The sequence below is a fragment of the Amycolatopsis sp. NPDC059235 genome, from assembly GCF_042754125.1.
GTDB classification, from domain to species: Bacteria; Actinomycetota; Actinomycetes; order Mycobacteriales; family Pseudonocardiaceae; genus Amycolatopsis; species Amycolatopsis albidoflava.
Map to the genome: position 1 here is coordinate 58,155 of NZ_JBHZAG010000045.1, position 17,082 is coordinate 75,236.

Below are 17,082 nucleotides of genomic sequence, written 5' to 3' on the forward strand. Positions count from 1 at the left end.
TCGCGACTCAGTGGAAAGCTTGGATGAGCGACGCCGCGCTGATCACGGTCACGACGCCGCCGATGCGGGTCGAGATCTGCGCGAACGGCATGAGCACCATCCGGTCGGACGCGGACAGGATGGCGACGTCCCCGGTGCCGCCGAGACCGCTGTGGCACACGGTGACCAGCGCGGCGTCGACCGGGTACATCCGCAGCAGTTTCCCTGCCAGGAAACCGGAACCGGCCATCGCGAGCACCACCGCGGCGCAGGTGGCGACGAAACCGGCGGAGAGCACGCCGAAGACGCTCGCCAGCGGGACGTACAGCATGCCGAGTCCGACCATGACCGGATAGATGAAATGGCCGGCCACCAGGTTGTAACAGGCTCGAGCGCTTTGTTCGACGTTGGTGGGCACTACGCCGGAAAGCTTGGCCAGCACTGAAAAAACGATAGTGAGAACCGGGGCTGGCAAATGCAATGCGGGCTCGCAGAGGGTGGCGGTGACGAACGTGCTGCAGATGACCAGGATTCCGGCCCCGTAATTCCCCACGGCGGCGGGCGGTTCTTCCAGCGCGGTGGTGTTGTGCTTGACCAGATCGCCGCCGCCGTCGAGGTGCGGGCGGCGGTTGCCCAGCCGGCGAAGCAAACCAGCGGTGACGATGGCGACGATGTTGCCGATCACGGCGGCAGGAATCAGTTGTGCGACAAAGGAAGAAGGCTCGCCGCCTAGCGCGTGCGAGTAGCCGGCGGACAGGGGTACGACGCCCTCGCCGATGCCGCCGCCGATGATCGGTACGACGATGAAAAAGAACGCTCGGTGCAATGAATAACCGAACAGCATGGCGACGCCGATTCCGGCCCCGGCAGCGACGATGGTGCCGATGACGAGCGGCGGGAAGATCTTCACCAGTGCCTTGAGCATTGTCGTCCGCCGCATGCCCAGGATGCTGCCGACGACCAACGCGGAGATGACGAAGTAGAGGAAGTTCGCCTTCTTCATCAAGGCCGCGGTGGCGTTGAGGATGTTCTCGTCAAACACTCCCAAGTAGACGAGTACTGACGGAATCATCAAGCACAGCAACGCTCCGCCGCCGATTTTGGAGATGATCGGCAGCCGGTTGCCGAGCGGGCCGAGCAGCATTCCGAAGCCGGTGATCACCGCCAGCCCGCCGATCATGTCCTCCGGGATGCGGTGCACCACGCCCGCGACGACGACAAGAGCGGTGAGGACCACCGGCACGGGCAGCGGTACGCCGCCGACCTTGGCCTTGAAGGGATTCCAGGTTCTCCGCGCGGTGGCCGGACTGTCTGCGGTGGATGTGCTCGTCATTGAGTTCTCCAGCGAAAGGATCAGCGGATGGCGTCGGCGATGGCGATGCCGAGGTCGGCGGTGGTGGCGTTTCCGCCGAGGTCCGGGGTGCGCGGGGCGTCGGCGCGGCCGAGAACGTCCTCGATCGCGCGCAGGACCGCGGCTCCGGCGGCCGGTTCGCCGAGGTGTTCCAGCATCATCGAGGCGCACCAGATCTGGCCGACCGGATTGGCGATGCCCTTGCCCGCGATGTCCGGCGCGGAGCCGTGCACCGGCTCGAACAGGCTCGGGAACGTCCGCTCCGGGTTGATGTTCGCGCTGGGCGCGACGCCGATCGTGCCGGTGCAGGCCGGGCCGAGGTCGGACAGGATGTCGCCGAAGAGGTTGCTGGCCACGACGACGTCGAACCAGTCGGGGTGCAGCACGAAGTTCGCGGCGAGGATGTCGATGTGGTACTTGTCCGTCGCCACGTCCGGATAGCCCTCGGCCACGCGCTCGACGCGTTCGTCCCAGTAGGGCATGGAAATCGAGATCCCGTTGCTCTTCGTGGCCGACGTCAGCCGCTGCCGGGGCCGCGCCCGCGCCAGGTCGAACGCGTACTTGAGGATCCGGTCGACGCCGGTGCGCGTCATGACGGTTTCCTGCACCACCGTCTCGCGGTCGGTGCCCTCGAAGATTTTGCCGCCGATGCTGGAGTATTCGCCCTCGGTGTTCTCCCGCACGACGAGGAAATCGACGTCGCCGGGGCTGCGGCCGGCCAGCGGGCTGGCGACGCCCGGCAAAAGCCGGACCGGGCGCAGCGAGACGTACTGGTCGAAGCGGCGGCGGAACTGCAGCAGGCTGCCCCACAGTGACACGTGGTCGGGCACCGCGTCCGGCCAGCCGACGGCGCCGAAGAACAGCGCGTCGAAGTCGCGCAGTCGCTCGAACCAGTCGTCCGGGAGCATCTTGCCGTGTTCGAGGTAGTAGTCGGCGCTCGCGAAATCGAACTCGACCAGGTCGAGGCCGAAGCCGCCAGTCTTCGCCGCGGCGGCGAGCGCCCGCAGGCCCTCGGGCACGACTTCCTTGCCGATCCCGTCGCCGGGGATCACCGCGATCCGGTGGGTGGTGGTCATGATGCGTATCGTAAGAAGCACAAAACCCAGGAAAAACCCCGGAACTCGCACGACACTGTTGCGTCAGGCGAAAGGAGCGGCATGGATCTGCCCGGACTGGACGATCTCCAGTTCTTCGACGTCATCGCCCGTTCGGAGACGCTGACGCAGGCCGCGCGCCGCTGGGGCGTGTCGCCGTCGGCGGTCAGCAAACGGCTGACCCAGCTGGAGCGGCGGCTCGGCGTGCAGCTGGTCACGCGCAGCACGCGCCGGCTGAATCTCACCGACGAGGGGGAGCGCTACGCCGCCGGCGTCGCGCGGCTGCTGCCGGAGATCACCGACCTGGAGGACGAAGTCGGCAGGCTCCGCCACGGCGTGCGCGGGCGGGTCGCGGTGCATTCGACCATCGGGCTCGGGCGCGCGCACATCGCGCCGTTGCTGGGCCAGTTCCAGCGGCAGCACCCCGGTGTCGAGATCGACCTGGAGCTGTCGCATCTGCCGCTGCACATCGCGGGAACGCCGTTCGACTTCGCGATTCGCGTCGGGCGGCAACGGGATTCCAGCCTGCACGCCCGGTTGCTGCACCCGAACCGCCGGGTGGTGTGCGCCGCGCCCGGCTACCTGCGGGAACGGCCGCCGCCACAGTCCATTCAGGACTTGCCCGGGCACGACTGCATCGTCATCCGCGAAAACGACTCGGACTACGCGATCTGGCGCTTCGGCACGGACGGCGACGAGGCCGCGGTCAAGGTGCCGGGCGCGATGATCAGCAATGACGGGGAGATCGCGACCCAGTGGTGTCTTGCCGGACACGGGTTGTTGATGCGTTCATGGTGGAATGTCGCCCCGCTGCTGCGGAGCGGGGAATTAGTGCGAGTACTCGCCGACGTGCCCACTCCGGACGCTCCGGTTTACGCGGTTTATCCCTCGGCGCATTCGGTGCCGCATCGGGCTCGGATGGCTATCGACTATCTCGCCAGCGAACTCGCCGTGCGGCTCGGGCCGCTGATTCCGGAAGAACCCGCTGGCGCGGTGTCTTGAGCGGGTCAGTGCGGCTGGGAGAGATCGCCGGGGCGGAAGGCGTCCAATGCGGCGCTCACCGGCGTGTCGAGTTCGGTTTTGTGCTCGCGCGGATAGACCCAGCGCAGCGCCGCCGTCGACCCGGCTCCGGAGAATCCTCTCTCGTAGAAGATCTTGCCGTCGCTTTGGTAGCCGGAAATCGAATAATGGTCGCCTTCGTCCTTGCGGTAGGTCACGCGGCCGCCATTTGCTTCTGCTTGGGCGGCAGCGTCGGCTAGCGTGGCTGCGGTGGTTCGGCCGCCGGAATTGGTGCCCCAGACGGTGAGCGTCGCGTCAAGGGTGGTGTTGGTGAACGTCATTCCGTCGCCGTTGTCCGGGCTGTAGGGCGCGGCGGTGTAGCCCTGCGGCACGCGGGTCGTGAAACCGAATCGGGGGTTGGTGTAGGTGTTGCTGGCCGCCGTGGAAGACGGCGGGGGCGTAGGTGACGGGGAAGCTGTTGGAGCGCCGAGCATTGTCGCGAACTTCGGCTGCAGCAGATCGGAGATCTCGGCGTACGGAACGGTTACGGTTTCCTTCCCCGCCGCCGTGACGCAGCCGAGGTCGTACCACAGGATTTCGAATTCGGCCCCGGCTTTGGTGAATCCGATCGAGGCTTCCGGAACGTGCCCGCGTGCCGGGACCCGGTCCGCGGCGTCAATGGTGGTTTTCCGGCCGTTTTCGTCGACGGACGCCAGCTGGCAGAAACCATTCCTGGTGTGCGGTTCGATGCGGTCGGTCAGCGTTTTCATTCCGGCCGCGGTCAGCACCTCGGGTCGGAACATTTCTTGGGGGCCGATCAGGTTCCCGGTGCCGAGGTCGACGGTGACGGTTTCCGGGAATCGCCACGTCGTGTGCCACAGCACTTTCGACTCGAGATCATGGTCGTAGCGAACGGAAAGCAGGCTCGGGGTCTGCAGCAGGATCCGCGCGGTCGATCGCGCGGCGGGTGTTTCCCCGGCTTCGGTGAACTGCTGCTGCCAGTCCGGATTGGACCGTGCGTCGCGGATGGCCTTCAGGCGCTTGTCGATCGGGGCCCGCAGAGCGTCGTTGAGGCGTTTCCGCACGGCATCCGGGCCGCCGGACACTTGCGGATACTGGAGGTTGTAGGTGATCGGGAGGGCTTGGTCGCGGCCGGAGTCGGTCTGGATCGCCACCGTGAGCGCTGCCGGCGCCGGCGGATCGTCCTGGCGATTGAAGACCAGGATCCCGCCGGTGACCAGCGCGCCGACGACCACCAGAACGGCGACGACCTTGCCGACGATCACCGCCGTCGCGCCCGCTCCGGTGCCGGTGGCAGGCACTCCCGCCGCAACGGCACCGGTGCCTGCTCCGATCGGCGCGGCGGCCGTGCCAGCGGTGGTCAGGAGAGCCAGCGGGGTGAGCGCGGTCAGGGCGGCGGCCGAGGCGGCCAGGCGCTTCCAGCCGCGTTTCTCCCAGTCCTTTCCGTACGCCTTGCGCGCGACAGTCTCCAATTCGGACACAAAAGCGTCCGCTGTGGACGGTCGCCACGCCGGATCCTTCGCCATGCCGCGCGCGATCAGCGGACGCAGCTTCTCGGGGACCGCGTCGAGCGGCACGGGAGCCATCTGGTGGAGCGACCGCAGTTCGTCGGTGGTGGCCCCCTCGAACGGCTGGTGCCCGGTGATGCATTGGTAGAACACACAGGTCGCGGCGTACACGTCGGTGGCCGGCTGGCCTGGTTGCCCGGCCCACTGCTCAGGGGCCATGTAGGACGGGGAACCGGCGGTCAGTCCGTTGTGTCCGTCCAAAGTGGCCAGTCCGAAGTCGACTAGTTTCGACTGGCCTTCCCTCGACACCAGCACGTTCCCCGGTTTGTAGTCGCGGTGGACGACCCCGGCGGCGTGCGCGTCGGCGAGGCCGAGCAGCGAGCCTTTGAGGATGGCCAGCGCGGATTCCGGGGCGAGAACGTTTTCCGTCGCGAGGAGCGCGCGCAAAGACACCCCGGGCACTGCCTCCATCACCAGCGCCGCGCCCTGCGGTGTCTCGACGAAGTCGAACAACTGCACCACATGCGGGCTTCGAACGCCGGACAACAGCCACGCTTCGCGCCGGAACCCGGCCGCGATGTCGGGGTCCGCGAGGTATTCCGCGAGGAGGTACTTGATCGCCACCATGCGGCCGGATTGCTGGTGCTTGGCCAGCACGACGCGCCCGAAGCCGCCGACGCCGAGCACGTCGACCTCGGTGAACCCGGGCACCTGCCAGGTGTCGCTCATCCCCGCCGCTTCCCCTCCCCGCGAGGCCGCCCGCGGTCGGCGAGATCGTACTCCGGAAATGTGGCATCGGGGGTGGAGTTGTCACATTTGTGCCTCGGTCGAGGGAACGGCGTGCGGGCGGGTGGTGGGTTTCGGCCTGGCCGTGGGGTTCGGTAGGCGCCCTTCTTGCCCGGTGGTGCGGGTGTTTGGTGGAGCCGGGATGTTCGTGATGGTCGGTGTGAGCGCGTCGAGCGCCTTTCGCGCGGGGGTGCGGGTGATTCGGCGGAGTTGGGGGAGGTCCGTGATGCTCGGGCGAGGAGCCGGGTCGAATGTGGATTCGTCGCGCGGTTCCTATGCGGTAGCGGGGCGTGCGGCCGGATCGTTGCGAGGTGGCCGAGTTGGTGGTTTGTAGTTCTGGGTGAGTGAGCGTGGGTTGGTTGTGAGGGCGTCGCGTTCGCGGTTCGGTTGAGCGGTTCAGGAGGCGCGTTGCTTGGTCGGTGGTGCGTAGCGGATCGCTGGCTGGTGGTTGCGGTGCGAGGCCGTGCCGGTGTGAGCGGGCGTGGGTCGGTTGTGCCGGCTTCACATTCGCGGTTCGGCTGCGGGAGCCAGAAGGCGCATTCCCTGTTCGGTGGTCCGATAGAGGACTGTGCGACCGGACCGTCGCCCGGTGATCAGGCCGGAGTCGCGCAGGACTCGGAGGTGTTGCGAAACCGCGCTCGGCGAGATGCGCAGGGCCTCGGCGAGGTCGGTCGTCGTGGCGGGGGAGCGGAGTGTCTCCAGCAGTGCGGCTCGGCGTCGGCCCAGCAAGCGGACCGCCGGATTGGCGGGAGGGCGTTCGGCGGCTGTCCACAATGCACCGCTGCCTCGGGCCGGGTAGCGGATCGTGGTCTGGGTGGTGGCGTGCAGTTTGATCATCACCCACGGCGGACCGAGCACGACGGGGGAGAGCACCAGCCCGCCGGACGGGCGGCCGGGCGAGGGGCGGTGGTCGCCGTCGAGGGTGAGCTGGCTGTTGGACCAGTTCAGCTCGGTGTGCAGGTCGGCGAAAAGGTGGCCCGCGCCGCCGTCGGCCCATTGTTTGGCTCGGTAGGCGATGTCGGCGTCGAGGACGGCGCGCAGCCGGGGCCAGTGCGGTGCGATCAGGCGGTCGTGTGCCTGGCGGAGTTCGGCGGCGATCGCGCGGAGCCCGGCCGCGGGATCGGCGGCGAGCGCCCGGGCGGGGGCGGGCAGACGGTCGCCGAACACGCCGTGCAGACTGCGCCGGACCTGACTCGCGGTGGTCTGGCGCATCGCGGCCAGCGCCTCGTCGATCGTGCTCGCCGCGCGGGCCGGGGCGGGCAGCAGGAACTGCGGCCAGCTGGTCCGGCCGGTGACGAGCAACGGCCAGGTCCAGGCCAGGTCCAACGGCCGGGCGGCGAGTTCGTTCGCGGCCCAGCGGGTCCACCGCCCGTGGCGAGTCCGGCCCCAGCAGCCGGCCAGGGTCTGCAACCCGGAGACGGTCTCGGACAACGGCGAGACGGCGAGCCTGGTGGCGGCCAGGTCGTCGGTGCTGAGGTCGAGGGTCAGCGGCACGTCGCGATTATGCGGCACTCGGTGGTTGGCGGGGTGGGATCGGCGGGTTTGCCGACTCGGGGAGCGGGTTGTGCGGGGACGGTTGCGGCTCGATCGGTGCCGGGTGGGAGGGGGCGGGCTGGCCGAGTTCGGAGGTGGTTGTCGGGTCGGGATCGGCGGGCTCGCCGACTCGGGGAGTGGGCTGTGCGGGGACGGTCGCGGCTCGATCGGTACCGGGTGGGAAGGGGCGGGCTGGCCGAGCTAGAAGGTGGTTGGCGGTCCGGGCGGGTGCGACCTCGGTGGTTGTCCATCCGGAAGCAGGGAGTTTGGTCGAGCTCGGTGTTGGGCTGGGCGGGCGCGCCTCTCAAAGGTCGTCCAGCCGGAAGGGGAGGGCTTGGCTGAACTCTGCGGCGGGCTTGCCGGTCTGGGTGGCGGCCTGTGGCGGTCGTCCAAAGGGTTGCCGGGCCAGAGGGAGCGTCGAGGTCTTTCTGGCCGTCACCGATCCAGCAGTTGTTCCGGGTGCGGCGAAGTCCCGCCGAACTTCGCCGCGCCCGAGCGACATTTATGTGGTACTCGTGCGGTGCTCAGGCACCAGTGGGCGGTCCGAACCACCGGGTCAGGTGGGTGTTCAGGTCCTGCTGGTCCTCGCCGATCCAGGCGACGTATCCGTCCGGGCGCAGGAGGACGGCCGGGGCGTCCAGGGGCGCTGCGGGGTCCGCGGCGAGGTCGATTCGGTCGGCCCAGCCTTCGGCGTTCAGTCGTTCGGTGCGGTCCAGCAGCAGTCCTCGGCCCTGGTGGAGGCGGTCGTAGAGGCGGCCCTGTTTCAGGTCGAGGTCGGGGAGGCGGCGGCCCAGCAGGTCGGGGCCTTCGCCGAAGTCGTAGCGGAGGTCGATCGCGGTGATTTTCCCGATCAGGCGGCGGTTGACCTCGTCGAAGTCCATCAGTTCGGCGAGCAGCTTGCGCACGGCTCGCGGTCCCGCGTCGGCGGAGGACAGTTCCATTTGGGCGCGGGTGTTGTCGAGGACGTCCGCGGCGACCGGATGGCGTTCGTTCTCGTAGGTGTCCAGCAGGGTCGCCGGGGCCCAGCCTCGGACTTGCGCGGCGAGCTTCCAGCCGAGGTTGAACGCGTCTTGGACGCCCAGGTTGAGGCCCTGCCCGCCGGTGGGCGGGTGGATGTGCGCGGCGTCTCCGGCGAGCAGCACCCGGCCGATTCGGTACCGCTCGGCCAGGCGGGTGGCGTCGCCGAAGCGGGACAGCCAGCGTGGGGAGTGCACCCCGAAGTCGGTTCCGGCGATGGCGTGCAGTTGGTGTTTGAAGTCCTCGAGAACGGGCGGTTCAGAGCTGAGGCCCGCCGCCGGGATCACCACGCGGTAGACGCCCTCGCCCACTGGGCTCAGCATGAAGCGCTTGTCGGTCTCGCGGATCTCGGCCACCTTGGCGGTGATCTCCTCCTGAGACGCGGTCGCGGGCATCTCGCCCATCAGGGTCTCGGTCCGCGAGGGTTCGCCGGGGAAGCCGACGCCGAGCAGTTTGCGCACGGTGCTGCGCGCGCCGTCGCAGCCGACTAGGTACTTCGATCGCAGACGTTCGCCGTCGGTCAGTTCGACGGTCACTCCGTCCTCGTCCTGTTCGAAGGCGACGACTGCGCGGCCGTGCCGGACTTCCGCGCCCAGTTCGATCGCGTGGTCTTCGAGCAGGCGGACGACGACGGGCTGCGGGATGCCCAGCAGGTACGCGGAATCGAGGTCCTGGGGCGCGGGTTTGGGAATGCCGGCGAAGATGCCGCCGACCGGACGCTGCCGTCCGCGTTCGAGGACACGCTCCAGCAGGCCGCGCATCGCCAGTTGTTCGAGGCTGCGGATGTGCAGGCTCACGATGCGGGCCAGCGGGAGCGGCTCGGTTTCCTTCTCCAGGACCAGGACGCGCACGCCGTGCAGCCGAAGCTCGGCGGCGAGCGTCGCGCCGGTCGGGCCGCAGCCGGAGATGATGACGTCGATCATGAACCACCTGTTCGTTCGCTTCGTTGAGGGGCGGCGGGGTTGAGTGTCGGGTGTTCGGGAGGGGCGGCGGGGTCGAGTGCCGGGTGCCCGGGAGTGGCGGGGCGGTTGAGCGCCGTGGGTTCGGTAGGGGCGGCGGGGTTGAGTGCCGGGTGTTCGGGAGTGGCCGCGGGGTTGAGTGCTGGGTGTTCGGGAGTGGCGGAGGGGTTGAGTGCCGGGTGTTCGGGAGTGGCGGAGGGGTTGAGTGCCGGGTGTTCGGGAGTGGCCGCGGGGTCGAGTGCTGGGCGTCCGGGAGTGGCGGGGCGGTTGAGTGCTGGGTGTCCGGTAGCGGCGGCGGGGTTGAGTGTCCGGTGTTCGGCGGTGGCAGCGTGGTCGATTGCTGGGCGTCCGGCGGTGGCAGCGCGGTTGACTGCCGGGTGTCCGGACGCGGAGCGGAGGCGCGACAGAGACCGGAAGCGCGACCCTGGCGTGCATCCAGACATGGTGTGCCGGGCCGTTGCCAGACCAGCCGCTGTCGGCGCAGCTGGGTGGCGCGCAGCTGTGTGGTGCTCGGCCGCGGCGCGTTCGACCGCCTGTCCGGCTGCGGTGCGTTCAGCCGTCGCGCGTCCGCGTCGGCGGGCGGACGCGCTGGGCTGATTCGGGATTCGCGCACGACTTGGCATCGGCGGGTCAGTCTGCGGCGCCCAGGAACCCGCGGCAACCGAAATACGACGACGGCACACCACGAAACTTTCGATGTAGCCCCAGCCTACATGATGGCGAACACATGTTCGAGTCCGGAACCATCGCCCACATGAAGGAATCCGAACCCCGAACCAGACTCCCCGCCGCGTACTGGCGGCTGTGGTGGGCCTCGGCGGTGGACAACGCGGGCGACGGAATCTTCGCGGCCGCCGTTCCGCTGCTGACCGTCACGATCACGCGCGACCCGGTGCTGGTCTCGGTCGTCTCAGCGGCGACCTACCTGCCCTGGCTCCTGCTCTCCCTTCCCGCGGGCGCGCTCGTCGACCGGCGCGAGCGGGTCGGCCTGTTGTGGCGGTCGCAAGCCGCGCAGGCGGCGATCGTCGCGGTGGGCGCGGCGATGATCTGGCTTGGGCGGATCGACATCGCGGGCTTGGCGGTCATGGGGTTCGCGCTGAGCGCGTGCGAGGTCGTGTTCTCCAACGCGTCGCTCGCGGTGTTGCCGGACCTGGTGTCCGAGGCGCAGCTGCATCGGGCGAACGGCAGTCAGTACGCGATCGCCAATGCCGGGCAGTTGTTCGTCGGGTCGCCGATCGGCAGTCTGCTGTTCGCGGTCGCGGCGGCGTTGCCGTTCGGTGTGGACGCGGCGTCGTTCGCGGTGTCCGCCGTGTTGCTGGCGACGCTCCCGCGGCGCCGGGTGCCGCAGGTCGCGCAGCCGCCGATTCGGGTCGCGGCGGCGGAGGGAGTGCGTTGGCTCGGGCGGCACCGGTTGTTGCGCACGCTGGCGGGACTGCTGGCGGTGAACACGTTCTGCTACCAGCTCGGCAATGTGACGGTCGTGCTGCTCGCGACGCAGATCCTGCACGTCGGCGAGCGCGGTTACGGCGTGCTGCTCGCGGGGGCCGCGGTCGGGAGTGTGGCCGGCGGGATGGTCAACGCACGGCTTGTGGCGAAAATCGGTGCACTGCAAGCATTGTTGACCGCCCTGGCCGGCAACGTGGTGATCTTCGCGCTGATCGGGATCAGTCCGAACGCGGTCGTTCTCGGGGTCCTGCTGGGGATCAACGGATTCGCCACGACGCTCTGGAGCGTGGTCACGGTGAGCCTGCGGCAGCAGGCAGTGCCGACGGAACTGCGTGGGCGGGTGCACAGTGTCTACCGGATGCTGGGCTGGGGATTGATGCCGCTGGGATCGCTGGCGGGCGGGCTGGTCGCGGACGTGGCCGGCATCCGGGCGGCGTATCCGGTGGCGGGCGCGGTGCGGGGGATCGCGTTGGCCGCGGCGTTGCCGGTGCTTCTCTCGGCGATGCGGGCGGGGAAGACGTCCGCCTGAACGGGCGCGTGGGAAAGGGCGACGGATATGTCCTGAGTGGACGTATTCCGGAACCGCACAGGTCGCGGGTCAATGATCGGGAAACCTGCTGCATGGATTCCTTTACCGTCCTTATTGGAATAGTCCGCTTATTGGCAGACTGCCGACAACTGGCATTTACGCCGCGGCGGCAAGAAGGCGGTTCCGCTGTTCGGCTATTGGTCGGGGAGAAGCTGCAACGTTTCGGTCGGCGGCGGCGACTGTGCGGGCGGAGGTGCTTGTGACGGAATCGGCGGAGCCACTGCGTACTCGAGCGGGACTGGAACAGCGGAAGAGCGGGTTGCCCGGCGGTAAGCGCTACTGCCGCGGCGCGCCATTCGCGCGGCGGACCGGGATCAGGGAATTCCGCTTGGCGGGCAGCTGCCGGAATCTTCCGGTGATCGGGTGAGGTTTAGCGGGCGGATTCTCTGATTCCCTGAGATCGACTTGTCCCGCTACCTGTTCGGGAACGTTATCGGCGAAGGCGGCCGGTGATCTTTTCCCGTAGTAGGGCCGAAGGCGCGTCCGCGGCCGTGCTGTTGCTGCGGTCGGGGTAACGGCGACGGCTGTTGGCACCACTTCTTTGGTGGTGATCGCCGTTCCGGCGGCGCGGGGAAACGCGGGTTTACGCTGGTCGGCGCAACCGGAATCGCTGCGGTGCGCGGGACGGAGATCCGCCGAATGCGAAGGCTGATCTTCCGCTTATCTGTGTTCGCCCCGAGGTGTGAGTCCGTTGTTCATATTTTAGAATGCTCTCGGCAATGTGTGACGCAGGGTGCGAACCGGTGTTTGCGGGGGTCCTTCGTTTGGCGGTTGCTGGAGCGCAACCGATCTAGGCAGGGTATGGATTCCGGCGCGGGTCTGTGCTTCGTGGCGTCCGCGCTTGCTGGGGCTAGTGCCGCACGGGCAGGGGGCAATTCCCCGGGCGGCTCCTGCGAGTATTCGAAAGGGCATGGTCATGCACTCCCGGAAAGAAAGATTCGACCCCCCGAGACAGCGGCCGGCGCCCGGCGCCGGCAATGCCGAGCGGCTGGCCGCGGTGCTCGCGCGGCTGGCCGTGCGGCATCGGGTGCCGGGAGCGCAGGTCGCGGTCTGGTCCGGCGGCGAGACCGCAATGGTCCAGACCGGTGTCGAGAGCCGAGGGCGGCCGATGCGGGAGAGCTCGCGCGTGCCGATCGGCTCGATCACCAAGGTGGCGACCGCGACGCTGGCGATGGTGCTCGTCTCCGACGGGGATCTCGAGCTGGACCAGCCGGTCGGCGAGATCCTCGGCGACCCCGGGCTGCCCGCTTCGCTGACCCTGCGGGGGCTGCTGAGCCACACCAGCGGGCTTCCTTCCGATCCGGCCGACGCCGCCGGGAACTGCCGGAGAGAGGTGCGGTCCGCGGAGTTCGTCTGCGAGCCGGGGACCGCGTTCTCCTATTCCAATCTCGGCTACGCCCTGGTCGGCCAGCTGATCGAGGACGTCACCGGGATGGGCTGGCGCCAGGCCGTCGAGTCGATCCTGTTGCGGCCCTTGGACATCGAGCCGGTCTACGTCGACAGCCCGGGCGTCGCGACCGGGCACGCGCGCGACGGCGAGCGCCCGCTCGCGCAGGTGCTGCCGCCGATGCTGGACCCGGCGGGCGCGCTCGCGCTGAGCGCCCGCGACCTCGTCGCGCTCGGCCGGGTCCACCTCGGCAAACCGGGGCTGCTCGACGTCGTGACCGCGAGCGACCTGCACCGGCCGGTGCCGGGCGCGGAACCGTTCGGCCTCGCGGACGGCTGGGGCCTGGGGCTGGCTTGTTTCGGGGACGAGGAATCCCGCTGGCTCGGACACGACGGGACGGCCGACGGCACCTCGTGTCACCTGCGGATCGACCAGGCAGGCGCCTGCGTGCTCGCGCTGACCGCCAACGGAGCCGGGGGCACCGACCTCTGGCACGACCTGGTCGGCGAACTGCCGGAATTCGGCCTCCCGCCGCACCGCGTCCAGGTTGCGGAATCCTGCCCGATTCCCCTGCCGGAAGGCGATTTCGGCAGTTTCCGCAACGGCGCCATCGGGTACACGGTCCGGCCGGACGGGCTCGGCGGCGCGTGTCTCGACGTGGACGGCGACGTCTTCCCCGAGCTGACCCGGTACGCCGACGGCACGTTCACCGTCCGCGATCCGGCGACCGGCCGCGCCACCCCCTGCGGCCGGTTCCGCGGCGAACCCGGCGCGGCGGCCGCCGTCGAAATCGGCGGCCGGCTCGCGCGGCGGTGCTGAGCGGCCCGCAGAACTCCTCGTCCCCACCCGCGCCAGGCGGGATCCCTTGGTGTGCCCGGAAGGTAGCGAGAAACGATGACCGCCCAAGACATCCCGGCCGAAACGGACGCGACCGCCGGCCTGCCGGAGCTGTTCGCCGCACAGGCGCGGTCGGCCCCGGACGCCGTCGCCGTGGACGGTGCGGCCCGGCTGACCTACGCCGAACTGGCCGACGAGGCGGGGCGGCTCGCGGCGTACCTGCTGCGGCTGGGGCTGCGCGCGGAGGACCGGGTCGGGGTGCTGGCGGAGCGGTCGGCCGGGCTGATCGTCGCGGAACTGGCCGTGGTGACCGCGGGCGGGGCGTACGTGCCGCTCGATCGGCGAGCGCCCGACAGCCGGTTGCGGACGCTGCTGGTCGAAGCCGGGGTTACCGTGCTGCTGACCGACGACCCGGTCCGGGCCGCCGAAATCCACAGTGGACAGATAGCGGTGCTCGGGCGGCCGTTGCCGGAAGCGGATTTCCCTTCGGCGGCAGTGCATCCGGACAACCTGGCGTATCTGGTGCACACCTCCGGGTCGACCGGCACGCCGAAGGGGGTCGCGGTCCGGCATCGCGACGTCGCGGCGCTCGCGGCCGACCGGCGATTCGCGGGGGACGCGCATCGGCGGGTGCTGTTGCACTCGCCGGCCGCCTTCGACGCCTCGACCTACGAAATGTGGGTGCCGTTGCTCACCGGCGGCACCGTGGTGGTCGCGCCGCCCGGTGACCTGGACGTCGAGAGCCTCCGCGAAGTTCTTTCCCAGTACGGCATCGGCGCGGTCTGGCTGACGGCGGGTCTCTTCCGGGTCGTCGCGCAGGAAGCGCCGGACTGTTTCCAGGGCGTGCGAGAGGTCTGGACCGGTGGCGACGTCGTCCCGGCCGGGGCGGTGCGGCGAGTGCTGCGCGCCTGCCCCGGCGTCACCGTGGTCGACGGGTACGGCCCGACCGAGACCACCACCTTCGCGACGGCTCACGCGGCCCAGTCGGCGGACGTGACGGCGATGCCGATCGGCCGCCCGCTCGACGACGTCCGCGCCTACGTGCTGGACGACGTGCTGAATCCGGTCGCTCTCGGCGAACCCGGCGAGCTGCACCTGGGCGGTGCCGGGCTCGCGCGCGGGTACTGGGCGCGTCCCGGGGCGACGGCGGAGAAGTTCATCGCCGATCCCCTCGTGCCCGGCGAGCGGATGTACCGCACCGGCGACGTGGTCCGCTGGAACGACGAGGGCGAGCTGGAATTCCTCGGCCGCACCGACGACCAGGTCAAGATCCGCGGTTTCCGCGTGGAACTCGGCGAAATCGAGACCGTGCTCGCCGCGGACGACACCGTCGCGGAGGCCGTGGTGGTCGCGCGGGCGGACGGGCCGGGCGCGAAGCGTCTGGTCGCGTACGTCGTGCTGGTGCCGGACGCGCCGCGAAAGGACCTGAAAGCCGTTGTCGCGGCGGTATTGCCGGACTATCAGGTGCCTTCGGCGATTGTCGTACTGGACGCGCTTCCGTTGAGCGCCAACGGAAAGGTCGACCGAAGAGCGCTTCCCGCGCCGTCGGCGGAACCGGCAGACGCCGGGGCTGAACCGCGGACGGACATCGAACGCGCGGTCGCCGAGATCCTCGCCGAAGTGCTGGGCCTGGACCGGATTGGCGTCGACGACGATTTTTTCGCCCTGGGTGGTGATTCGATCCTGGCGGTGCAGGCGTTGTCCCGCTTGCGCCGAACGTTCGGCGCGGATCTCTCCGCACGGGCGCTGTTCGACGCGCCGAGCGTGGAAAAACTCGCGCTGCTCCTGGAAAACGGCCCGCGAGCCGAGCAGGCGATCCCGGTCGCGTCGCCGACTGAGCTGCTTCCGCTGTCCCCGGCGCAGCGGCGATTGTGGTTCCTCGACGAAATGACCGGCGGCAGCACCGAGTACAACACCGGCGTCGGGATCCGGCTGTCCGGCTCGCTTGATCTCGAAGCTCTGCGCGCCGCGCTGGCCGCTCTGTGCGCACGGCACGAATCGCTGCGCACGACGTTCGAATCCGTTGCCGGACAAGGGATGCAGCGGATCGCGCCGACCGCAGAAATCCCATTGAGAATAGAGGATTCCGCCCCGGACGACGACGTCCTGAAGGCCGAATTGAGCGAGCCGTTCGACCTGCGGACAGGCCCATTGACCCGAGCCACGCTGTTCCCGCTCGCTGCGGACGAGCACCTGCTTCTCTTGTGCCAGCACCACATCGTCACCGACGGCCGGTCGATCGCCGTGCTCACCGACGAACTTCTCGACCTGTACGGCGGCAAGTCCCTGCCTCCGCTGCCGCTCGGCTACCAGGACTACACCCGGTGGCGTCTGGCGTCCGAACGTCTCGACCAGCTCGGCTACTGGCGCGAGACGCTCGACGGTCTCGAACCGCTCGCGCTCCCGACCGACCGCCCCCGGCCCCCGCAGCGCGCCACGGCAGGCGCGGTGCACCGGCACGACCTGCCCGCTGACCTGGTCCGCCGGGTCGCCGAAGCAGGCCGGACGCAGGGCGCGACCCTGTTCATGACCCTCACCGCGGCTGTCCAAACGGTCCTGGCTGCGTACAGCGGCCAGCGCGACATCGCGGTCGGCACAGCGGTGTCCGGCCGCGACCGGGCCGAACTGGAGCCGCTGACCGGATTCTTCGTCAACACGCTCGTACTGCGGTCCTCAGTGGACGGTGCGCAGCCGTTCGACCGCTTCCTGGCGGAGTTCCGCGAGACCGCGCTGGCCGCGTTCGCGCACGGCGACGTCCCGTTCGACCGCGTGGTGGAGGAGATCCAGCCGGAGCGCGACCCGTCGCGGACGCCGTTGGTGCAGGCCGTCGTGGTCCTGCAACGCCCGCTGGTGTCGGAACGAACGGTCGCCGGGCTGCAGGTCAGTGAATGCACGCTGCCCCGGCCTTCGGCGCGTTTCGACCTGGTCGTGGAGTTCTGGCCGCGACCTGACGGCCTGCGCGTCACCGTCGAGTACGCCACCGCGCTCTTCGACGCCGCCACCATCGGACGTCTCGCGCGGAGCCTGGAAGTGCTGCTCACCGGGATCGCCGCCGACCCGTCGCGGCCGGTGGGCGACCTCCCGCTGCTCACCGCCGAGGACCGGCGGTTCCTGCTTCCACGCCAGCTGGAGAGCACACCGGCCGACACGGTGCCGGAGCTGTTCGACCGACGCGCCGAGCAAAGTCCAGACGCCACAGCGGTGGTGTGCGGCGACACCAGCCTGAGCTACGCAGAGCTGCGGGCGAAGGCGAACCGGCTCGCGCAGCACCTGATCCGGCGCGGCATCAGGCCGGAGGAGCGGGTCGGCGTGCTGCTGGACCGCTCGGCCGACCTCGTCGTGGCCGTGCTGGCGATCCTCAAGGCAGGCGCGGCCTACCTGCCCCTGGACCTGCGCGCCCCCGCCGATCGCCTGCGCCGCGTCCTCGACGGAGTGTCGCTGGTACTCACCGACGACACCTGGCACGACACCGCCGTCACCGTCCACAGAGGAACGTCTCTGGTCGTGAAGGGCTCCTTGAGGGAATCTGATTCCCTCAAGGAGCCCTTCACGGACCTCAGCCCGGACAACCTGGCC

General features: G+C 69.5%; 9 protein-coding genes. 4 read left to right on the forward strand and 5 right to left on the reverse strand.

Translation table 11 applies throughout. The features are described 5' to 3' along the window. Nucleotides 1-7: 7 nt before the first annotated feature. Both ACFXI3_RS26645 and ACFXI3_RS26650 read right to left on the reverse strand, forming a co-directional pair. On the reverse strand, nt 8-1,312 hold the full coding sequence (locus ACFXI3_RS26645) for a 2-hydroxycarboxylate transporter family protein (protein ID WP_378403037.1): 1,305 nt from the start codon (nt 1,310-1,312) through the stop codon (nt 8-10). 20 nt (nt 1,313-1,332) lie between these two features. Next, entirely contained in the window at nt 1,333-2,406 is a 1,074-nt protein-coding gene (locus ACFXI3_RS26650) for a tartrate dehydrogenase (RefSeq protein WP_378403039.1), read from the reverse strand. A gap of 81 nt (nt 2,407-2,487) precedes the next feature. Here ACFXI3_RS26650 and ACFXI3_RS26655 point away from each other — a divergent pair, with 81 nt between their 5' ends. Beyond that, the gene (locus tag ACFXI3_RS26655; RefSeq protein ID WP_378403041.1) at nt 2,488-3,426 is read left to right on the forward strand and encodes a LysR family transcriptional regulator; all 939 of its coding nucleotides are present in this window, start codon (nt 2,488-2,490) and stop codon (nt 3,424-3,426) included. A gap of 5 nt (nt 3,427-3,431) precedes the next feature. On the opposite strand, the gene ACFXI3_RS26660 is transcribed toward ACFXI3_RS26655, so the two are convergent. From ACFXI3_RS26660 to ACFXI3_RS26670, 3 genes are all read right to left on the reverse strand, one after another. After that, nucleotides 3,432-5,681, reverse strand: a complete 2,250-nt coding sequence (locus ACFXI3_RS26660) for a serine/threonine-protein kinase (protein WP_378403043.1) — start codon at nt 5,679-5,681, stop codon at nt 3,432-3,434. Nucleotides 5,682-6,239: 558 nt separating this feature from the next. Continuing rightward, nucleotides 6,240-7,232: an ArsR/SmtB family transcription factor gene (locus ACFXI3_RS26665; protein WP_378403045.1), complete on the reverse strand. Its 993-nt coding sequence runs from the start codon at nt 7,230-7,232 to the stop codon at nt 6,240-6,242. A gap of 563 nt (nt 7,233-7,795) precedes the next feature. After that, entirely contained in the window at nt 7,796-9,211 is a 1,416-nt protein-coding gene (locus tag ACFXI3_RS26670; RefSeq protein ID WP_378403047.1) for an FAD-dependent monooxygenase, read from the reverse strand. Between the two features lie 790 nt (nt 9,212-10,001). Here ACFXI3_RS26670 and ACFXI3_RS26675 point away from each other — a divergent pair. The 3 genes from ACFXI3_RS26675 to ACFXI3_RS26685 form a co-directional block, all read left to right on the forward strand. Then, nucleotides 10,002-11,222 (forward strand): MFS transporter, encoded by a 1,221-nt coding sequence (locus ACFXI3_RS26675; RefSeq protein WP_378403049.1) that lies wholly within the window; start codon nt 10,002-10,004, stop codon nt 11,220-11,222. Nucleotides 11,223-12,198: 976 nt separating this feature from the next. Beyond that, complete coding sequence (locus ACFXI3_RS26680) at nt 12,199-13,488, forward strand: serine hydrolase domain-containing protein (RefSeq protein WP_378403050.1); 1,290 nt, start codon at nt 12,199-12,201, stop codon at nt 13,486-13,488. 75 nt (nt 13,489-13,563) lie between these two features. Beyond that, the coding region (locus ACFXI3_RS26685; protein WP_378403052.1) for an amino acid adenylation domain-containing protein at nt 13,564-17,082 on the forward strand (3,519 nt) is incomplete at its 3' end.

Bases quoted from the DNA above. Each gene is read 5' to 3' on its own strand.
- ACFXI3_RS26645 (WP_378403037.1), bottom strand. From the start codon at position 1,312: ATGACGAGCACATCCACCGCAGACAGTCCGGCCACCGCGCGGAGAACC.
- ACFXI3_RS26650 (WP_378403039.1), bottom strand. From the start codon at position 2,406: ATGACCACCACCCACCGGATCGCGGTGATCCCCGGCGACGGGATCGGC.
- ACFXI3_RS26655 (WP_378403041.1), top strand. From the start codon at position 2,488: ATGGATCTGCCCGGACTGGACGATCTCCAGTTCTTCGACGTCATCGCC.
- ACFXI3_RS26660 (WP_378403043.1), bottom strand. From the start codon at position 5,681: ATGAGCGACACCTGGCAGGTGCCCGGGTTCACCGAGGTCGACGTGCTC.
- ACFXI3_RS26670 (WP_378403047.1), bottom strand. From the start codon at position 9,211: ATGATCGACGTCATCATCTCCGGCTGCGGCCCGACCGGCGCGACGCTC.
- ACFXI3_RS26675 (WP_378403049.1), top strand. From the start codon at position 10,002: ATGAAGGAATCCGAACCCCGAACCAGACTCCCCGCCGCGTACTGGCGG.
- ACFXI3_RS26680 (WP_378403050.1), top strand. From the start codon at position 12,199: ATGCACTCCCGGAAAGAAAGATTCGACCCCCCGAGACAGCGGCCGGCG.